Origin of the sequence: Flavobacterium flavigenum (assembly GCF_027111255.2) — a bacterium.
Taxonomy (GTDB): domain Bacteria; phylum Bacteroidota; class Bacteroidia; order Flavobacteriales; family Flavobacteriaceae; genus Flavobacterium; species Flavobacterium flavigenum.
The window spans coordinates 4,364,390-4,385,149 of the sequence record NZ_CP114285.2; the positions used below are offsets into that span (position 1 = coordinate 4,364,390).

Here is a 20,760-nt window from a genome sequence, read left to right on the forward strand (position 1 = left end):
TGAATTTCTTATATAATTAAGAAAGAGCAGCTTTAACCTGGTCAGCAGCTTCCTGGAATTGGACAGCTGATAAAATTGGCATACCAGAATTATCGATTAATTCTTTTGCAATTTCAGCATTTGTTCCTTGCAAACGAACAATGATTGGCACATTGATAGCGTCACCCATGTTTTTGTAAGCATCAACAACTCCCTGAGCAACACGGTCACAACGAACGATTCCTCCAAAGATGTTAATTAAGATGGCTTTTACGTTTGGATCTTTCAAGATGATTCTGAAAGCTGTTTCCACACGCTTAGCATCAGCAGTTCCTCCTACGTCAAGGAAGTTAGCAGGCTCAAAACCAGCATATTTAATTAAATCCATAGTTGCCATTGCAAGACCAGCTCCGTTTACCATACATCCTACAGTACCGTCAAGGTCAACATAGTTTAGACCAACTTCTTTAGCTTCAACTTCGATTGGGTTCTCCTCACGAATATCACGCATTTCAGCATATTTTGGTTGTCTGTACAAAGCGTTATCATCGATATTTACTTTAGCATCAACAGCCATAATTTTGTTGTCAGATGTTTTTAAAACCGGGTTGATTTCAAACATAGAAGCATCAGAACCGATGTAAGCATTGTATAATGCGTCGATGAATTTCACCATTTCTTTAAAAGCATTTCCAGAAAGACCTAAATTAAAAGCAATCCTTCTTGCCTGAAAACCTTGTAATCCAACAGAAGGATCTACCTCTTCAGTAAAAATTAAGTGTGGTGTGTGTTCAGCAACTTCTTCGATATCCATTCCACCTTCAGTAGAATACATGATCATGTTGCGACCTGTAGCTCTATTTAATAAAACAGAAACATAAAATTCAGAAGTTTCACTTTCACCAGGATAGTAAACATCTTCAGCTACTAAAACTTTGTTTACTTTTTTACCCTCAGCAGAAGTTTGAGGAGTAATTAATTGCATTCCGATAATTTGTCCTGCAATTTCTTCAACTTGTTGTAAATTTTTAGCTAGCTTAACTCCACCACCTTTTCCACGTCCACCCGCGTGAATTTGTGCTTTAATTACATGCCATCCTGTTCCGGTTTCAGCAGTTAATTGTTTTGCAGCAGCAACAGCTTCAACCGCATTGTTAGCTACAATTCCGCGTTGAATGCGTACTCCGTAACTCGCTAGAATTTCTTTTCCTTGATATTCGTGTATGTTCATAATATAGAATTTGTCTGGTTCTGAATTTATTTCAGAATAAAAGTGCGACAAAAGTAGCAAAATTGAACTAAAAACTAAAATCTTTTTTAATTAATAATAAACCAATCCCACTTTGTTAAATTAATTTATTTAAAGTCAAAAAAAGATTAAGCCAAAATATCTTTATTGTTAATTTTAAACCAATATATCGTTTTAGAATTAACATAAAAGCAACGTATTTTAAGAGCTAATTGTTGATTTTTCTTAATATAATTTAAAACGAATTGTGATTTTGGCAATTCACAATGGGTTCTATGATATTATTATCATTTAAGAACCCTTTTTCTAATATTCCTATAAAAATATAAGGCAAAGCATAATTTTGGTACATTATATTTAATGAAATCTTTATTTTTGTAAAAAAAAAATATCAAGAATGAAACTAAAAGAACAAGGCCTTTATTTGCCAGAATTCGAGCATGAAAACTGCGGAGCTGGTTTTATCTGCAATCTTAAAGGAGAAAAGACAAACCAAATTATTCATGACGCTCTTGAGATTCTAGTTAAGCTGGAACACAGAGGTGGAGTGAGTGCTGATGGAAAAACAGGGGATGGAGCTGGACTTTTAATTGATATTCCTCATGATTATTTCAAGAGGATATGTGATTTTGAATTGCCTGCTGCACGTGAGTATGCTGTTGGAATGGTATTTTTACCAAAAATTAAGAATCAATACGATTTTTGTAAAGAGGTTTTTGAAAAAGAAATTAAAGCACAGGGACTTTCTGTTTTAGGATGGAGAGAAGTACCGGTTGACTCTTCTCAACTTGGTGAAATCGCTTTAGCATCAGAGCCAACTATTGAACAAATCTTTATTGGGAAAAATGAGGCTATTGAAGATGCTGTTTTTAAAGCGAAATTATATGCAGCGCGTAAGATTACTGAGCATAGTATCAGGCATTCAAAAATATCCCAAAGCTCGTATTTTTATCTTCCAAGTTTATCAACTACGACTATAATATATAAAGGTATTATTATGCCTGAAGATATTGGTCCATATTATACTGATTTACAACAAACGGATTTAGTAACACGCTTGGCTTTAGTTCACCAGCGTTTTTCTACTAATACAATGCCTACCTGGGAATTGGCTCAGCCATTTAGATACATGTGTCAGAATGGGGAAATCAATACTTTACGTGGTAACGTGAGCAGAATGCGTGTTCGTGAGGAAATTATGAAAAGTGAGGTTTTCGGGCCACAAATCGATAAATTATTTCCAATCATTTTACCAGGAAAATCAGATTCAGCGTCTATGGATATGGTTGTGGAATTGTTAACACATACTGGAAGATCATTACCTGAAGTAATGATGATGATGATTCCTGAGGCATGGGAAAAACACAAAACAATGTCTCCTGAAAGAAAAGCATTCTATGAGTACAATGCTTGCATTATGGAGCCATGGGATGGCCCTGCTTCTGTACCGTTTTCAGATGGGGATTATGTTGGAGCATTGTTAGACCGTAACGGACTAAGACCTTCAAGATATACAGTTACCAAAAGCGGTAAATTAATAATGGCCTCTGAAATTGGAGTTGTTGAAGTACCAGCAGAAGACGTTGAAAGTCATGGTAGATTGGAACCTGGTAAAATGTTCCTTGTGGATATGAATGAAGGGCGTATCATCAATGATGAGGAAATAAAAAGCAAAATTGTTTCTGAAAGACCTTATCAGGAATGGTTAAACCAATACAGATTACACTTAAGAGATGTTCCTGAAACATCAGATGTTTGTCCGGTTGAAACTAGTGATCTGCCTACAAGAGAACGTCTTTTTAATTATACTTTAGAAGATATTCAGGATGTAATTACTCCTATGGCCCAAACAGGTAAAGAAGCATTGGGTTCAATGGGAATTGATACGCCTCTTGCGGTATTGTCAGACAGACCACAGCTGATTCCTAATTATTTCAAACAATTATTCGCTCAGGTAACGAATCCGCCTTTGGATGGTATCCGTGAAGAAATTGTTACGGATATTGCTTTGAATTTAGGTCAGGATCGTAATATTTTTGACATTACAAGTAAGCAATGCCGTAAATTAAGAATTCAGAATCCTGTTATTTCTAACGGTGACTTAGAAAAAATCAGAACAATTTCTATCGATAATTTCAAAGCAGAAACTTTTAAAATTTTATATCCTAAAGCTGAGGGTATGAATGGTTTGGAAAATGCTTTGGATGCTATTATCGTTCAAATTACAAAAGCTGTAGAAAGAGGTACAAATATTATTATTCTTTCTGACAGAGGAGTGAATAAAGAATTTGCACCAATTCCGGCTTTATTGGCTTGTTCATATGTAAATCATCAGATGAACCGTTTGCGTAAGCGTTCTTATTTTGATATTATCATGGAATCTGCAGAGCCTCGTGAGCCGCATCATTTTGCTACGTTATTCGGATACGGTGCAAGTGCAATCAATCCTTACATGGTAAATGAAATCATCCGCGTTCAGGTTCAGGAAGGATTTATTACCGGAATTTCAGAGCAAAAAGCGGTTGATAATTTCAATAAGGCGATTGGTTCAGGAATTTTGAAAATTATGAATAAAATCGGAATCTCAACTTTACATTCGTACAGAGGTTCTCAGATTTTTGAAATTGTTGGATTCAATTCTAAATTCGTTGAAAAATATTTCCCATACACCACTTCAAGAATTGAAGGTATTGGTTTATACGAAATTGAAAAAGAAATTACAGAGAGATATAAATATGCTTATCCTGATAAATTAATCTCCAGTAGATTAGGTTTAAATATTGGAGGAGAATACAGATGGAGACGTAACGGAGAAAGACACTTGTTTAATCCGACTACAATTGCAAAATTACAGCAGGCAGTTCGATTGAGTGATCAGGATAGTTATGATGTGTATTCAAATACAATCAACGATCAGGCTAAGAGTCTAATGACCATTCGTGGATTATTTGAATTTGATAATTTAAACCCGATTCCATTAGAAGAAGTAGAGCCTTGGACAGAAATTGTGAAACGCTTTAAAACGGGTGCAATGTCTTATGGATCGATTTCAAGAGAAGCACACGAAAATTTAGCCATTGCTATGAACCGTATTGGTGGAAAATCCAATTCAGGTGAAGGTGGGGAAGACAGAAAACGTTTTCAGCCAGACATCAATGGAGACAGCCGTAACTCGGCTATTAAACAGGTTGCTTCAGGACGTTTTGGGGTTACTTCCCATTACCTGACAAATGCAAAAGAAATTCAGATTAAAATGGCTCAGGGCGCTAAACCTGGAGAAGGTGGTCAGCTGCCTGGAGAAAAAGTATTGCCATGGATTGCAGAAGCACGTAACTCAACTCCTTTTGTAGGTTTGATTTCGCCTCCGCCACACCACGATATTTACTCTATTGAAGATTTGGCACAATTAATCTTCGACTTAAAAAATGCCAATAGAGAAGCCCGCATCAATGTGAAACTGGTTTCGGAAGTAGGAGTTGGAACAATTGCTGCCGGTGTTGCTAAAGCAAAAGCAGACGTTGTTTTGATTGCAGGTTATGACGGTGGAACAGGAGCTTCTCCTTTAACATCATTAAAACATGCAGGTCTTCCTTGGGAACTTGGATTAGCAGAAGCGCAGCAGACTTTGGTTTTGAACAATTTAAGGAGCAGAATCGTAGTTGAATGTGACGGTCAGTTAAAAACAGGTCGTGACGTTGCTATTGCGGCATTATTAGGAGCTGAGGAATTTGGTTTCGCAACTGCACCTCTTGTAGCTTCAGGCTGTATTATGATGCGTAAATGTCACCTGAATACTTGTCCTGTCGGAATTGCTACTCAGGATAAAGAGTTGCGTAAAAACTTCAAAGGAACTCCGGAGCACGTTATTAATTTCTTCTACTATGTTGCAGAAGAATTAAGAGGAATTATGGCTCAGTTAGGTTTCAGAACGTTAGCTGAAATGGTAGGTCAGACAGATAAAATCAATTCAAACAAAGCTATTGAGCATTACAAAGCGAAAGGATTAGATTTGTCTTCAATTTTACACAGACCAGATGCTTACAAAAAAATGCCGATCCGTAATACTGAAAAGCAGGATCATAATTTAGAGGGTGTGTTGGATTTCCAGATTCTAAGAGATTCTCACCGTGCTTTGTACAGAAAAGAAAAAATGACTTTAGCTTATCCAATTAACAACATTAATCGTTCTGTTGGTGCTATTGTAAGTAATGAGATTTCTAAAATATACGGTCACCTTGGATTACCTGAGGATACCTTAAATGTTAATTTTACAGGTTCTGCAGGTCAGAGTTTAGGCGCTTTTAGTGCTCATGGACTAACATTTACTGTAGAAGGAAATACAAACGATTATTTAGGTAAAGGTTTATCCGGAGCTAAATTAATCATCAAAAAGCCTGCAAAAGCAACTTTTGTAGCTGAGAATAATATCATTGTTGGAAACGTTTGTTTATTTGGTGCAATCGAAGGAGAGGCTTACATTAACGGTATAGCCGGAGAGCGATTTGCAGTACGTAATTCTGGAGCGATTGCTGTAGTGGAAGGTGTTGGAGATCATGGTTGTGAGTACATGACCGGAGGTAAAGTTGTAGTACTTGGTAACACAGGGCGTAACTTTGCAGCAGGTATGAGCGGTGGTATCGCTTATGTCTATGATCCTGAACACAAATTTAAAAACGGATTGTGTAATACGGAAACAATCGAATTTGAAACGGTTGAAGGCGATGATGCTGACGACTTAAGAAATTTGATCGAAAGACACGTTCAGTACACGAACAGTACAAGAGGTACAGCATTATTAAACGATTGGGCAGGAAGCTTAGACAATTTTGTGAAAGTGATGCCTACAGAGTACAAAAAAGCGTTGAAACGTCTGGAAACAGAAGAACAAATGGTAGAAGAATTAACAGCATAATACAATGGGAAAAGTAACAGGTTTTAAAGAATTCGAAAGACAAGACGAATCATATATAGAAGTTAAAGAACGTGTAACGAATTATAATGAATTTACGATTCCTTTGAGTGAAGCTGAAATTACTACTCAGGGTTCTCGTTGCATGGATTGTGGTATACCTTTTTGTCACAGTGGTTGCCCTCTTGGGAATTTGATTCCCGATTTTAATCACATGGTATATCAGGAAGAATGGCAAAAAGCCTCATGGATTTTGCATTCAACCAATAACTTTCCTGAATTTACAGGACGTTTATGTCCGGCACCATGCGAAAAAGCATGTGTGTTAGGGCTTATTGAAGAGCCAATTTCTATCGAAAATATAGAGAAAAATATTGTGGAGCGTGCTTTCAGAGAAGGATGGATTAAGCCACAGCCGCCAAAAGTAAGAACTGGTAAAACAGTTGCGGTGGTAGGATCAGGTCCTGCTGGTTTAGCAGCAGCTCAGCAATTAAACAGAGCAGGTCATACTGTTACTGTTTTCGAAAGAGACAATGCAATTGGAGGTTTATTACGTTACGGAATTCCAAATTTCAAATTAGAAAAAGGAATTATTGACAGACGTATCGCTATTTTAGAAGCAGAAGGAATTATCTTTAAAGTAAACACAAATGTTGGTGTAAACTATTCAGTTGAAGATTTAAAAGCATTCGATTCAATCGTACTTTGTGGAGGTGCTACAGAGAGAAGAGGTTTGCCAACTCCTGGAGCTGATGCTGACGGTGTGGTTCAGGCAATGGATTTCTTAACGCAGCAGACTAAAGTAGTTTTTGGGGAAAAAATCGAAAATCAGGTATTGGCTACCGGAAAAGATGTAATCGTAATTGGTGGTGGTGATACAGGTTCTGACTGTGTTGGAACATCAAACCGTCAGGGGGCAAAATCGGTAACGAATTTTGAGATTATGCCAAAGCCGCCAGTTGGTAGAAGTGCTTCTACTCCTTGGCCTTACTGGCCATTGCAGTTAAAAACATCTACCTCCCATAAAGAAGGTTGTGAAAGAGACTGGTTAATCAATACGAAAGAATTTATCAAAGACGAAAGTGGTAAATTAATCGCTTTGAAAACAGTAAAAGTAGAGTGGAAAATGGTTCCGGGTCAGCGTCCTGAATTACTTGAAGTAGAAGGTTCTGAACAAGTTTGGTCTTGCGACTTAGCTTTACTGGCACTTGGATTTACAGGACCTGAAAAAACATTAAGTGAGCAATTAGGACTTGAAGTTGATTTCAGAAGCAATTATAAAGCAAATAATTATCAGACAAATGTACCTAATATATTCACAGCAGGGGATATGAGAAGAGGACAGTCATTGATTGTCTGGGCTATCTCTGAAGGAAGGGAAGCTGCTCGCCAGGTGGATATTTACTTAATGGGCAAATCTGATTTGCCTACTAAAGAAGGTGGGGATTTACCGGGAGTACAATAATTATGCAATAAAATTTTTAAACGGCTGTCAATATTGATAGCCGTTTTGCTTTTTTAATGTTTATTTTTTTACAAATTCTCAAAATGTTTTAAATCTAAATAAATTTCACAGATAGTTTAAAAAACAAACAATTTGTTATAATTTGTTATTTTTCTGTAAATTATTTGCTGGTAGATAAAAGAGTAATAAATTTGCTCAAAATAAGTTTAAAAATGCAAGCAAAAGATTTACTGCAGTTAGCAGACCAATTTGGAAGTCCATTGTATGTTTACGATGCTGAAAAAATCCAATCTCAGTACAACAGGTTAACTAAAGCTTTCTCTAAGGTGGAGAAATTAAGAGTTAATTATGCCATGAAGGCATTGTCTAACATTGCGATTCTTCAGTTATTAAAGAACATGGGGTCTGGTTTAGATACTGTATCGATTCAGGAAGTTTTATTAGGACTTCATGCTGGCTATGACCCTGACAAAATTTTCTTTACCCCAAACGGCGTTTCTCTTGAAGAAATCGAAGAAGTGGCCTCAATGGGAGTACAAATCAATATTGATAATTTATCAATTTTAGAGCAATTCGGAACAAAATATCCTCAAATTCCAGTTTGTATTCGTATCAATCCACACGTAATGGCGGGTGGAAATGCTAATATTTCTGTTGGGCATATCGATAGTAAATTCGGAATCTCTGTGCACCAGTTGCCGCATTTATTGCGAATTGTAGAGAACACCAAAATGAATATCGTAGGGATTCACATGCACACGGGATCTGATATTTTAGATATCGAAGTATTCCTGTATGCTGCTGAAATCTTGTTCGACACTGCTAAAAATTTCAAAAACCTGGAGTTTTTAGATTTCGGAAGCGGATTCAAAGTGCCATACAAAAAAGACGATATCGAAACGGACATCGAAGAATTAGGTAAAAAATTATCAAAAAGATTCAACGCTTTCTGTACAGAATACGGTAAAGATTTAACTTTGATTTTCGAACCGGGTAAATTCCTGGTGAGCGAAGCTGGTTTCTTTTTAGCAAAAGTAAATGTAGTAAAACAAACTACTTCAACAGTTTTTGCCGGAATCGACAGTGGTTTCAACCATTTAATCCGTCCAATGTTCTACGGATCTTCACACCATATCGAAAACATTTCGAACCCGAAAGGAAAAGAGCGTTTTTACTCCGTGGTAGGATACATTTGCGAAACCGATACTTTTGCCAACAACCGCAGAATTCCTGAAATTACAGAAGGTGATATTTTAGCATTCAGAAATGCAGGAGCATATTGTTTCTCTATGTCTTCGAACTACAATTCAAGATACAAACCGGCTGAGGTACTTTGGATGAACGGTCAGGGAATCCTAATCCGTCAACACGAAACATTCGAAGATTTGCTTAAAAATCAAATTCCGTTGGCAGTAGAAGCAACAGTTTAAAAATAAAAAAAAAGAGAATATCAATGCTAAGTCCCGTTTCTTTATTGAGGCGGGATTTTTTTTAATTATTATGCAATCAGATTAATTAAAAAACATCTATAGGAATAACTTATAAATAATATTTCGATGCCAAATAGTGATTTAGTAAAGGTAACCTTTGTCCCTTTTATGGTGATGATAATTATTGATTTTAATTGATAAAAATGACATGTTTTGAAAACAGCAACTAGTTACTAATTTGTATTAACTCATAACGAGTATTATTAATGGCGAAACCGTTCTCGAATATTCAAAACCTTAGATTGGAGTTGGTATGGTGAATCGTTTTGATCACGCCATTAAACAGGATGTTAAGTTGTTAAAGATTAGTTTTATTGTATTACAAAGTGAAGGATAGTCAGTTGGTTTCAGGAGATAATTTTGCTTTTTCCTTCAAGCATCGATGCAGCCAGCATGAGTGTTCTTTAGTTTGATAGAAAACTATGTATCGAGAACACATAGCTCCAAACAATAAATAGTAAGCATAATGAAAGAATGATTAATACAATACTTAGAAGTGTTATTTTCTTATTCTTTTCACGATCTGTTATTACATGATTTTGTAATAATTCAAATTCATGTCTTCCTATGATTTGATGTTTATGAGTCATGATTTTAAAAAAAAAAATATTAAGTTTTGATAATGAGTTATTTACGAAAAAAAAACTATTTTATGGTTTTATTTTGAGTAATTAATGTATTTGTTATTATATAGCTTTTTCAGCATAGGTGTTATACTTTAATAATGTATAATTTTTGGAAAAAATCTACCCTAAAGTGTAAAATTTTAAGGTGTTTTTTGGCTATATTGTGGTATGTTACTATCGTTAATTTTAGAATTTCTATAGTATCATTTTATAACTGGAAAATAAGGTCAATGAAGTTTATATTTTAATTATCTCAATATACGCTGAATAAAATTTAATTTAAATTGATTACTATGAAGATCTACAGTATGATTTTTTTTGCTCTATTTTCAATGCCTAGTTTTTCTCAGATTGACAGCTTAACGATAAAAAATCAGAAAGACACACTTAAATATAAAATAAAAAAAGAGAATCGGTTTAAGGTTGCTGGTAATGTAATTGCAGACAGCTTTCTTAGTGTTCCCGGTGATTTTTCAGCAATGGGGCATACAATATCAAGTGATTGGAAAAGAACAGCTCTTTATACCGCAGGAATAATTGGTTTAATAGCTGTTGATAAACAAACAACAGGTTTTTTGCATGATCATATAGAGCCTAATATTGATTATACTTTGCCTGATATTGACCCTAAAAATCGAATTCCTTACGTAACAGGTCACGATCCTTATATTATTTATCCAATCGTTGGATTGTATGCAGGATCGTTAATTTTTAATAATAAAAAAGGGCAAGTTGTTGCAACTAATGCTGCCAAATCTTTAGCATATTCGTATGTTATCACTCAGCTAGTTCTAAAAACCGTGACATCACGAAATAGACCACATAGAAGATTAAATGATAATAATCCGGTTGAAGAGCCATTTACAAGAAATCAATGGGATTTTGGAAATTATAATAATATTCATCTTAAATCCGGGCCTAATGGAGGCACTTCGTTTCCTTCTTTTCATTCTACGGCTTACTTTGCTGTTGCTAAAGTTTTTCAAATGGAATACAACAATTATTGGATCCCCTATACATTTGTAACAGCAGTATTTCTTGCGGACATAAAAAGTCATGAGCATTGGGTTTCCGACTTATTAGTAGGCGGATTAGTAGGTACAATAATAGGACGATCTATAGTAATTAGCAGTCGTAATCAAATAGCTAAAAGAGAATCCGGCGCTTTTAATCAAAATCCTAAAAAATTCACCATGCACAAGCAATTAGTTCCTCAAATTTCTAATTCTATGGTTGGGTTTCATTTTATTGGAAGTTTTTAAGAAGTAAATCATTCCAAATTCATCCCATACCAAAAAAGACATGGGATTTTTTTATTTTTTCCTGAGAAAATACATCTCAATTAATTCAAATAAAATACTATTTTAGCATGGCAAATTCGGTTAAAATGTGTACTGAATTTTTGTGCGTGTCATAAAAGTAAAATTAAAACGATGAAGATTAGAATTCAGTTGTCAGTATTATTACTGTTACTTACTACAAATTTATTCAGCCAGACTATTGCTGAATTAAAACTGAAACCAAAAGAAATTCCGAAAGGCTACACCCTGAGTGATGGTAACAATTGTGTTTCTGTTCAGGCCTGTACTTTTTATAACGATATTGAGACCTATAGCAATATTGTTGGAAAAGTAAAGAGTAAAGCGATGCAAAGTTTTAAAAGCAGACCAGATAGCGGATCAATTATGTATTTCGAATTTGAACATGTATTTAAAGGTGAGCGTTTTTTGCAGGGATTGTTGTGGGGAAAAGGCGGGCAACCTACAGATGAACATCCTGAAGAGTATATTGTTAAAGGAAAGTTTCTCATTGTTTGGAGTTTTCATCCGGACAGTGCTGTCAGAGAAAAATCAGAAGCTAAAATTGAAACTATTTTACAGTAAGTTGTATTTTTACATTAAAAAACCGTCATCAAAAAAATGAAATGAAAGTACATATCAGAATCCTAATTTATTCAGTTCTATTTGTTTTATATCTTATTGTAATGGGATTTTTTCTTTCGATTCAATCGAAATTAAAAACCGATCTATATATAACCTTAAGCTGTGGTTTTTCCCTTTTTAATATTATTTATGCTTTTCTGGTTATAAAATGGAAACCTTTATTAAATATACTCTTTTCTGTCGCTATAGCCTTTCTGGCTTTATTTTTGGCTTTAAAAACTTCAGATCTAAATTTGTTTTCTGTGAATGATCCTTATGGTATCAAAACAGCAATAATGACTAATGCCTTTGTTTCTATTGTTTTTTGGGAGATTTTGTATCAGGTGAAAGTTAGGAAATACTTTGCTCCAAAAAACTGAAAACCAACTGTTTTGATTATGAAAGCCACATTAGAAGTTGCAAATCGATTTAAGGAAGTTATTTTAAATGGAACCTGGGTGGCGAATACCAATTATAAAGATCAACTGGAAAACCTGGATTGGAAAATTGCCGTTGTACCAGTTCACAACTTAAATACAATCGCAGTTCTTGCGCAGCATATTCACTATTATATAAAAGGAATAAACAATGTTTTTAAAGGTGGAACACTAGATAAAAGATAAATTCAGTTTTGATTTTGCTCCGATTTATTCTCAGCAAGAATGGGAAATATTTCTAAACAAATTTTGGTCTGATACCGAAGAGTTTATTTTTTTAACTGAACAATTATCTAATGAGAGACTCCATAAAAGTTTTGTTGATGAAAAATATGGTACTTACAAAAGAAATATCGAATGTATGATTGAGCATAGCTATTACCATTTGGGTCAGATTGTATTGCTGAAAAAGCTGTTAATTAATAATGTTAGAAAAAAATGATTTCATTTATATTTTCGATTAAAAAATATCAGATATGTTTAAAAAATATTTGCCTTTTGAAGAATTAGTTTATCATTCAAATTTGACTAAAGAAGAATTGATGAAAAAGATTCAGAATGAAATTGAAGCAGAAAAATCTTTTGGTTTTGGCACAAATAATTATTCTTACAGTAAGCCTTATATTGGTAAAGTTTACAATAATAATTTTGAAATAAAACGGGCAATCAATTATCGAAATTCTTTTTTGCCGGTTATAAAAGGATCTGTTCAAGATCATTTAAGTGGATCTAAAATAGATATAAAAATGAATCTTACTGATATTGTAAAAGTTTTTATGATTATTTGGCTGGGCGGTGTTTTTTTAGCTTGTCTCGGGGTTACTTATACCTTAATTTTTGGTAATGGTTTTACTTCTGAAGCAGGTTTTTTTATGTTTATACCTTATTTCATGTTGTTTTTTGGAATAATAATGATTGTTTTTGGTTTTAAAGGAGAAAGCAGAAAAAGTGTAAAAGATCTGGAAGAAATTTTACAGGCTAAACTTATTCAAAGATGAAATTTAGAAAAAAGTAACAAATCAACAAAATGCAAATAAAATTTCAATACCGAAATGAATAAATTTTTCATCCTTATACTATTAGCATTTAATTCAATAAGTTTCAGCCAAAAAGGTAAGTCACAACCTGCTGATGCTGCCAAACCCTTTATTTTAGGTGTTATTGATGAAATCCAGTCAGAAGAATTAAACGAAAAAAGAGTTTTAAATATTTACCTCCCGGAAGGATATAAGCAGGACGACGCAACAAAATATCCTGTCATCTATTTGCTCGACGGCTCTGCCGATGAAGATTTTATTCATATTGCAGGTCTGGTACAGTTTAATAGTTTTGAGTGGATTAATCAGGTTCCAAAGTCCATTGTAGTAGGTATTGCTACTGTTGACAGAAGAAGGGATTTTACATTTCCAACAACTATTGAAACAGATAAAAAACGTTTTCCGACTTCAGGCCATTCAGATAAATTTATTGCTTTTATTGAAAAAGAATTACAGCCATTTATTGAAAAAAAATATAAAACCAACGATTCTAAAACAATTATTGGCCAGTCTTTAGGCGGACTTTTAGAAACAGAAATTTTATTGAAAAAGCCATCACTTTTTAATAAATATGTGATCGTAAGTCCAAGTTTATGGTGGAATGATGGTTCTTTACTCAATTTAGATGCTGAAATGCTGAAGGAGAGTTTTAAACAACAAACAGAAGTTTATATCGCCGTTGGAAAAGAAGGTCTTACGCCAACTGAAACTCCGAGAGTTATGGAAGTTGACGCGAATATATTAGCCGAAAAAATAAAAGCATCAAAAAGTAAAAATGTCAAAGTGTTTTTTGATTATCTGCCTCAGGAAAACCATGGAACCATTTTACATCCTGCGGTTTCAAATTCTTTTAAATTCTTTTTTCCTGTTGATAAAAAATAAATTTTCAGGATGCTGAAATCTACGAAACCCTGCTTTATTGAAGCGGGATTTTTTATAAATGATTGTTGTTTAAAAAAAGATGCGTTTTTTAATCTTTTGAAAAACAAGATTTCTAATTTAGCCCCGATCGATCCGGTATCCTTTTACAGCGGGGTTCGCTGGAAAAGATTTAGGGTAGAGCGGGACTGGTTTTGTGATTAAGGTAAATACATATGCTTCTCAAAATAAATATGAAAAGGCATGGTTGTTGAAAAGCTAAAAAAGATATATTTACATCTTCAAAACGATATCTTTATGCAAAAAAATACTTTATTCATTTCTATATTATTCCTGGCTTTTTCCTGTGGTGTAAAAACAACCCAATCCCTTATTAGTGACGGTAATTATGACGCTGCTATAAACCGTGCTGTTGAGGCATTAAAAACGAATAAAGATTCGAAAGGAAAACAAGATTATGTGTATTTGCTGGAAGAAGCATTTGCTAAAGCTAAAGAGCGGGATTTGAGAAATCTGGAAATGATGGAAAAAGAAAAAAATCCTGCTAATCTGGAGCTCATTTACAACACTTATTTGCAGCTGAATAATCGTCAGGAAAAAATCAGGCCAATATTACCGCTTCAGTTATTGAAACAGGGGAAAAATGCTCAATTTGTTTTTGATAATTATTCTGATCAGATTGTAAACAGTAAAAATGCCTTATCTAAATTTTTATACGAAAACGCGCAAGTTCTTTTAAAGTCTCCTAATAAACTAGACGCAAGAAAAGCGTATGATGATTTAAGTTATATAGAAAGCATTAATCCAAATTATAAAAATGCCAAAAAACTGATTAATGACGCCCAGTTTAAAGGAACTGATTTTGTTAATGTTTATGCTGTGAACGAAACCAATATGATTATTCCGAAGCAGTTACAAGACGACTTACTGGATTTTAATACTTACGGATTAAATGATAAATGGACTGTGTACCATAGCGTTAAACAAAAAAATACGCATTATGATTATAGCCTGATTTTAAATTTCAGGGAAATTCACATTTCGCCGGAACAAATAAAAGAAAAGGAATTCGTTAATGAAAAAGAAATTAAGGATGGCGTTAAAACACTTCTGGACAGTAGGGGTAATCCGGTTAAGGATAGTTTAGGCCGTATCATAAAAGTTGATAATTTTAAAAAGGTAAAAATCAAAATTTTCGAATTCAGACAGTACAAAGCATGTCAGGTAACAGCAAAAGTGGATTATGTAGATTTAAAAAGCAATAGTTTATTGCAATCCTTTCCAGTGGCGAGTGAATATATTTTTGAAAATGTTTATTCAACATATAACGGAGATAAAAGTGCGTGCGATGAAAAATATCTCGGATATTTTAATAAACGTGCAGTCCCTTTTCCAAACAATGAACAAATGGTTTTTGATACCGGCGAAGACCTAAAAGCTAAATTCAAGAATATTATTGTCCGAAACAAATTCAGATAAAAACAAAATTTTTTTTACTATTAAAATAGAAATCCAGATATAATTTTTATATCGAAAAGTAAACATCTTGATCTTAATGTTGTAGTAATTTATCGTAAAATCTCTAGAGTTAATTTAGCTATAGAGATTTTTTTATAGCCTGAAAAATAATAAATGTTGTCGCACAATACAAAAGAAGAATAATGTTAAAAAAGCATATGAATACAAATTTAAATTTTTTGAGGCAAACAAAATAAATTCTTAAATTTATCTTTAACTACAATTGAAAAAGATTTGTCTTAACTCATTCTTAAAAACGTTTTGCGCAACAATTACGGCTGCCAAAACGTAAGTAAGGTATATTTGATACAGATATGATTACAAAAAAAATCTACACATTAGTTGTTTTTCTTATCACTTTTATTTCATTTTCCCAGGAAAAATTTACGCTAAGCGGAACTGTCACAGACTTTGGGAATAATGAATCTCTGATAGGGGTACATATCCATATTCCGGAGTTGAATATTGAAACCTACACAAACAAGTACGGGTTTTATTCCCTTACACTTCCTCCTGGAAAATATCAATTAAAAATAAAACATTTAGGCTATCAGGAAGTCGAAAAGGAAATGATTTTAAAAGAGGATGTAAAAGATAATTTATTCTTAAAAGAAGATAACGAAGAACTTAAGGAAGTTGTAATCAAGGAGGTTAGATATAAAACAAATATTAAATCACCTGAAATGAGTGTTAATAAACTATCCATTTTTTCTATCAGGAAAATGCCTGTGGTTTTTGGTGAAGTCGATGTCTTAAAGTCTATTTTACTCTTGCCAGGAGTGACAAATGCTGGTGAAGGGGCTTCAGGTTTTAATGTAAGGGGAGGAGGCGCTGATCAGAATTTAATTTTACTAGATGAAGCAACCATATTTAATTCTTCACATGTTTTTGGTTTTTTCTCCGTTTTTAATCCGGATGCCGTTAAGAATTTGAAATTGTATAAAGGAGGTATTCCGGCACGTTACGGAGGAAGGGTATCTTCGGTTTTAGATATCTATCAGAAAGACGGAAACAGCAAAGAATTTCATCTAAGCGGTGGGATAGGTCTGGTTTCCAGTAGAATTTTTGCTGAAGGTCCGATAGTAAAAAATAAAGGTTCATTTTTAGTAGCAGGAAGAACCTCGTATGCCCACTTATTTCTAAAATTATCAGAAGAACAAAAAGACAACGCAGCTTATTTTTATGATCTTAATACCAAGTTAAGTTATAAACTAAACGAGAATAACAGTTTGTTTTTATCGGGTTATTTTGGTAGGGACGTTTTTAAACTAAACAAAATTTTCATGAATACTTATGGAAATTCTACTTTGAATTTACGTTGGAGTCATTTGTATTCGGATAAATTATTTGCAAATTTATCTTTAATCTACAGTGATTATTATTACGGACTTGATTTAAATTTTATAGGATTCAAATGGGATTCCGGAATTAAAAATTATACTGTTAAATATGATTTTGAACACTATATATCAGATAAATTTAAATTAAGTTATGGTATAAATGGAATTTATTATGATTTTAATCCAGGGAAAATAAGTCCATTAAGTGATGAATTCACTATTAATCCTGAACAATTAGATAGAAAATATGCGCTTTCACTTTCACCTTATATTGATGCAGAAAATAAACTTTCAAAAAAAGTGACAGTTTATTACGGATTAAGATTCAGTCAGTTTTATCGTTTGGGGGGATCTACAATTAATTTGTATGAAAATAATAATGCGGTTGTCTTCAATCCGGATATGGAGATTTATGAAAAAGGAACACCAATAAGCACTAAATATTACAGTAAAAATGAAGTCATTGAAAGTTATAATAATTTTGAGCCAAGATTCTCAATTTCGTATCACCTAAATGATAATCAGTCGATAAAAGCTAGCTATAACAGAATGGCACAATATCTTCAGTTAATTTCTAATACCTCGTCTCCCACACCTCTTGATGTTTGGACACCCAGTGATACTTATATCAAACCTCAAATTGCAGACCAGGTAGCTTTGGGATATTTTAGGAATTTTAATGACGGAACTTACTCATTAGAAATGGAGATTTATTATAAAAAAGTTAAAAACAGGCTCGATTATATTGATGGTGCTGATCTGATTGCAAATGACGCGATTGAGCAGGTAATTTTGAATGGACAGATGCGCGCCTATGGATTAGAAATCATGTTTAAAAAGAATGAAGGCAAATTTAATGGTTGGATTTCTTATACACTTTCAAAATCAGAGCAGCAGACTCCCGGCAGGACACCTGAAGAAACAGGAATTAATAACGGCGAATGGTATAATTCAGCTTATGATAAACTACACAATTTGGCTATTACTTCAGCTTATACTTTAAATAGGCGATGGTCATTTGGAGCTAATTTTGTTTTACAGTCTGGTCAGCCGGTTTCCTATCCAAACAGTCAGTATGAATATTTAGGTATAACTGTTCCTGGTTATGGATTGAGAAATGAAAATCGTCTGCCTGCCTATCATCATTTAGATATTTCAGCAACACTATCTCTTGAAAAAAATGAAAACAGAAAATGGAAAGGAGAATGGGTTTTTAGCATATACAATTTGTACAATAGACAAAATGCGGCCTCTATAAATTTCCGTCAAAATGCTGACACCGGTTATAACGAAGCAATAAGAACCTCTATTTTTGGTATTGTACCGGCAATAACTTATAATTTTAAGTTCTAAAAAATCAATTTCCTTAAAAAGAAATAAAACATAAAGTATGAAAAAAGTAATTTTATCAGTGGTATTTTTTATATTATTATTGTTTACAGGATGTGAAGAAGTAGTTGATGTTGATTTAGAAACTGCCAAACCTAAACTAGTAGTAGAAGCGGCCATTAATTGGAGAAAAGGAACATCCGGTGCACAGCAAACAATAAAACTGACAACTACAACAGGTTATTTTGAAGATGAGATCCCAATAGTTACAGGTGCAGTGGTTTATGTTAAAAATAGTACTAACCAGCAATTTAATTTTACAGAAGTGTCAAATACAGGCAGGTATGTGTGCAATAATTTTAAACCGGTAATTGGCGAAAATTATTCATTGACTATAATTAGTAATGGAAATACCTATACGGCGAGTGAAACGCTAAAATCGATAACTCCAATAAACAATGTCGCGCAATATGACGCAGGCCAACTCGCCGGTATTGTTGTAAGGGCTTTTTATAATGATCCGGCAGATGTAGATAATTATTATTTATATAAATATACCTATTCCAATAAAATTACCTCTACGTATTATGCTGATAAAGACGAGTTTTATCAGGGCAACGAATTTTTTAGCGTTTCTGATGACGAAGATTTAAAAACAGGAGACGAAGTCGAAATAACGCATTATGGAATTTCAAAGCAATACTATAATTATATGAATATATTAGTAAGTCTTGCAGGCAATAATATAGGTGGTCCTTTCCAGACTCCTCCGGCAACAGTAAAAGGCAATATTATTAACACAACCGATAAAAGCAATTATCCGCTGGGTTATTTTTCGCTAAGTGAAAGTGTTTCAAGAAAATATACGGTAAAATAATTAATTATATGGATTCCAGAATCGAAACCCTAACCGGGAAAAAACTCATAGGCAAACACATTACAATGTCTTTCGTCGAAAATAAAACATTCCAGTTATGGAGCAGTTTCATGCCGGAGAGAAAAAAAATCAGGAATTCTATAGACTCTAATTTATACTCACTTGAAGTTTTTCCTGAAGGACATTTTAACAATTTCGATCCTAAAAATACTTTTGAAAAATGGGCAGCTGTTGAAGTGTCTGATTTAAATGAAATTCCGGCAGGTATGGAAAGTTTGTTGATTCCTGATGGATTGTATGCTGTTTTTATTTACAAAGGGCCATCGACAGAAGCTGAGAAATCCTATCGTTTTATTTTTACAGAATGGCTTCCGGATTCAAAATATTTTGTTGATGACCGTCCACATTTTGCTGTAATGACTGAAAACTACAAAAAAGATGATCCGGATTCAGAAGAAGAAATCTGGATTCCTGTAAAAAATAAAGTTTAATATTATGCTGATAGAAAATTTACGATTGCTTTTTAACCGCGATCTCAATAAACTAAAAGAAGAAATCGAAGCGTATCAAACCGAAAACCAGCTTTGGGTTATTGATAAAAACATTGCTAATTCTGCAGGAAATCTTTGCCTGCATTTAATTGGAAATCTTAATAATTACATAGGTGCTGTCCTCGGAAATACAGCTTATGTCCGTAACCGCCCTTTAGAATTTTCATCAAAAGATGTTCAAAAAGATCAATTAATAACTAAAATTGAAGAAACAATTTTGATGGTAAACAACACATTGGATATTTTAAAGGAAGCCGATTTAGAAGCGATATATCCGCAAATTGTTTTTGAAAAAGAAATGAAATTGGGTTTTTTTCTTATGCATCTTTCTACTCATTTGGCATATCATTTAGGGCAAATCAATTACCATAGGAGGCTGCTGGATTTTGATTCTGTAAAAGATCGTAAATCTTAAATTTGAAATATAAAATAGGAGCAGTACCTTTGCACAGCATTCAAAAAAACACACAGCATGTCATCACATCATATAGTTCGCGACGATCAGGAACCTGCATTAATTATTGCAAACGGAGCTGCCTGCAGTGCTGAATTACTAGGACAATTGCTCGAATGGTCTCCGCTTGTTATCGTACTCGATTCGGCTATTGAACGTGTGATTGATCTGGAAATTAAAGTTGATGTACTGTTGGGGGATTTCGATCGGGGGTTTGATCCTGAAATCTATAAAACAGCCCAGTATCCAATCGAAATTGTGTATACCCCGGATCAAAATAAAACCGATTTAGAGAAAGCTTTTGATTACCTAATTGATAGAAAAATCCCTGCTGTAAATGTAGTCTGGGCTACAGGAAAACGTGCAGACCACACCATTACAAATCTTACCAATATCGTTCGGTACCGCGATTTACTTAAAATTGTTATTCTCGACGATCATTCCAAAATATTTCTACTGCCCAATAAATTCGAAAAATGGTACACTGAACAAACGCCAATTTCCCTTATCCCGATTGGAGTTGTAAATGGCATTTTTTCGAACAACCTAAAATATGAATTACAGGATGATACGCTCACAATGGGGTACAGAACAGGCAGCAGCAATTCAGTAGCAAAGGACGGAATAGTTACTATTACGCACAATAAAGGTGATTTATTATTGATGGAATGTACGGATTAGCCATTGAATTTGAAATT

Annotated in this window: 16 protein-coding genes; 15 read left to right on the forward strand and 1 reads right to left on the reverse strand. The window is 33.8% G+C overall.

The genetic code is table 11. The annotated features are described in order from the left end of the window. Nucleotides 1–16: 16 nt before the first annotated feature. On the reverse strand, nucleotides 17–1,210 hold the full coding sequence (sucC, locus tag OZP09_RS18090) for an ADP-forming succinate--CoA ligase subunit beta (protein WP_031453708.1): 1,194 nt from the start codon (nucleotides 1,208–1,210) through the stop codon (nucleotides 17–19). 415 nt (nucleotides 1,211–1,625) lie between these two features. Between sucC and gltB the strand changes: the two genes are divergently transcribed. The 15 genes from gltB to OZP09_RS18165 all read left to right on the forward strand — a co-directional run bounded on the left by gltB (nucleotide 1,626) and on the right by OZP09_RS18165 (nucleotide 20,743). Then, nucleotides 1,626–6,140 carry a glutamate synthase large subunit gene (gene gltB / locus OZP09_RS18095; protein ID WP_269235076.1) on the forward strand — a complete coding sequence of 1,505 codons (4,515 nt, stop codon included), beginning with the start codon at nucleotides 1,626–1,628 and terminating at the stop codon, nucleotides 6,138–6,140. 4 nt (nucleotides 6,141–6,144) lie between these two features. Beyond that, nucleotides 6,145–7,602 carry a glutamate synthase subunit beta gene (locus OZP09_RS18100; RefSeq protein WP_281309768.1) on the forward strand — a complete coding sequence of 486 codons (1,458 nt, stop codon included), beginning with the start codon at nucleotides 6,145–6,147 and terminating at the stop codon, nucleotides 7,600–7,602. 212 nt (nucleotides 7,603–7,814) lie between these two features. Continuing rightward, the gene (gene lysA / locus OZP09_RS18105) at nucleotides 7,815–9,032 is read left to right on the forward strand and encodes a diaminopimelate decarboxylase (RefSeq protein WP_269235078.1); all 1,218 of its coding nucleotides are present in this window, start codon (nucleotides 7,815–7,817) and stop codon (nucleotides 9,030–9,032) included. Between the two features lie 979 nt (nucleotides 9,033–10,011). Next, nucleotides 10,012–10,980 carry a phosphatase PAP2 family protein gene (locus OZP09_RS18110; RefSeq protein WP_281309769.1) on the forward strand — a complete coding sequence of 323 codons (969 nt, stop codon included), beginning with the start codon at nucleotides 10,012–10,014 and terminating at the stop codon, nucleotides 10,978–10,980. A 171-nt stretch (nucleotides 10,981–11,151) separates the two neighbouring features. Further along, nucleotides 11,152–11,601, forward strand: coding sequence for a hypothetical protein (locus OZP09_RS18115; RefSeq protein ID WP_269235080.1), 450 nt, complete (start codon nucleotides 11,152–11,154; stop codon nucleotides 11,599–11,601). 41 nt (nucleotides 11,602–11,642) lie between these two features. Then, complete coding sequence (locus OZP09_RS18120) at nucleotides 11,643–12,020, forward strand: hypothetical protein (protein WP_269235081.1); 378 nt, start codon at nucleotides 11,643–11,645, stop codon at nucleotides 12,018–12,020. Between the two features lie 18 nt (nucleotides 12,021–12,038). Then, nucleotides 12,039–12,263: a hypothetical protein gene (locus OZP09_RS22620; protein WP_349293609.1), complete on the forward strand. Its 225-nt coding sequence runs from the start codon at nucleotides 12,039–12,041 to the stop codon at nucleotides 12,261–12,263. Between the two features lie 290 nt (nucleotides 12,264–12,553). Further along, nucleotides 12,554–13,075: a tetraspanin family protein gene (locus OZP09_RS18130; protein WP_269235082.1), complete on the forward strand. Its 522-nt coding sequence runs from the start codon at nucleotides 12,554–12,556 to the stop codon at nucleotides 13,073–13,075. Between the two features lie 54 nt (nucleotides 13,076–13,129). Next, nucleotides 13,130–13,996 carry an alpha/beta hydrolase gene (locus OZP09_RS18135; RefSeq protein WP_281309770.1) on the forward strand — a complete coding sequence of 289 codons (867 nt, stop codon included), beginning with the start codon at nucleotides 13,130–13,132 and terminating at the stop codon, nucleotides 13,994–13,996. A 294-nt stretch (nucleotides 13,997–14,290) separates the two neighbouring features. After that, entirely contained in the window at nucleotides 14,291–15,472 is a 1,182-nt protein-coding gene (locus OZP09_RS18140) for a hypothetical protein (RefSeq protein ID WP_269235083.1), read from the forward strand. Between the two features lie 353 nt (nucleotides 15,473–15,825). Continuing rightward, nucleotides 15,826–18,204: a TonB-dependent receptor gene (locus tag OZP09_RS18145; RefSeq protein WP_281309771.1), complete on the forward strand. Its 2,379-nt coding sequence runs from the start codon at nucleotides 15,826–15,828 to the stop codon at nucleotides 18,202–18,204. 37 nt (nucleotides 18,205–18,241) lie between these two features. Beyond that, a complete protein-coding gene (locus tag OZP09_RS18150) occupies nucleotides 18,242–19,057 on the forward strand; it encodes a DUF4249 domain-containing protein (protein WP_269235084.1) in 816 nt (271 codons plus the stop codon). Between the two features lie 8 nt (nucleotides 19,058–19,065). Then, nucleotides 19,066–19,548 (forward strand): GyrI-like domain-containing protein, encoded by a 483-nt coding sequence (locus OZP09_RS18155; RefSeq protein ID WP_281309772.1) that lies wholly within the window; start codon nucleotides 19,066–19,068, stop codon nucleotides 19,546–19,548. A gap of 4 nt (nucleotides 19,549–19,552) precedes the next feature. Next, nucleotides 19,553–20,023, forward strand: a complete 471-nt coding sequence (locus tag OZP09_RS18160; protein ID WP_269235085.1) for a DinB family protein — start codon at nucleotides 19,553–19,555, stop codon at nucleotides 20,021–20,023. A 57-nt stretch (nucleotides 20,024–20,080) separates the two neighbouring features. Further along, nucleotides 20,081–20,743, forward strand: coding sequence for a thiamine diphosphokinase (locus OZP09_RS18165; RefSeq protein WP_269235086.1), 663 nt, complete (start codon nucleotides 20,081–20,083; stop codon nucleotides 20,741–20,743). Nucleotides 20,744–20,760 lie beyond the last annotated feature (17 nt).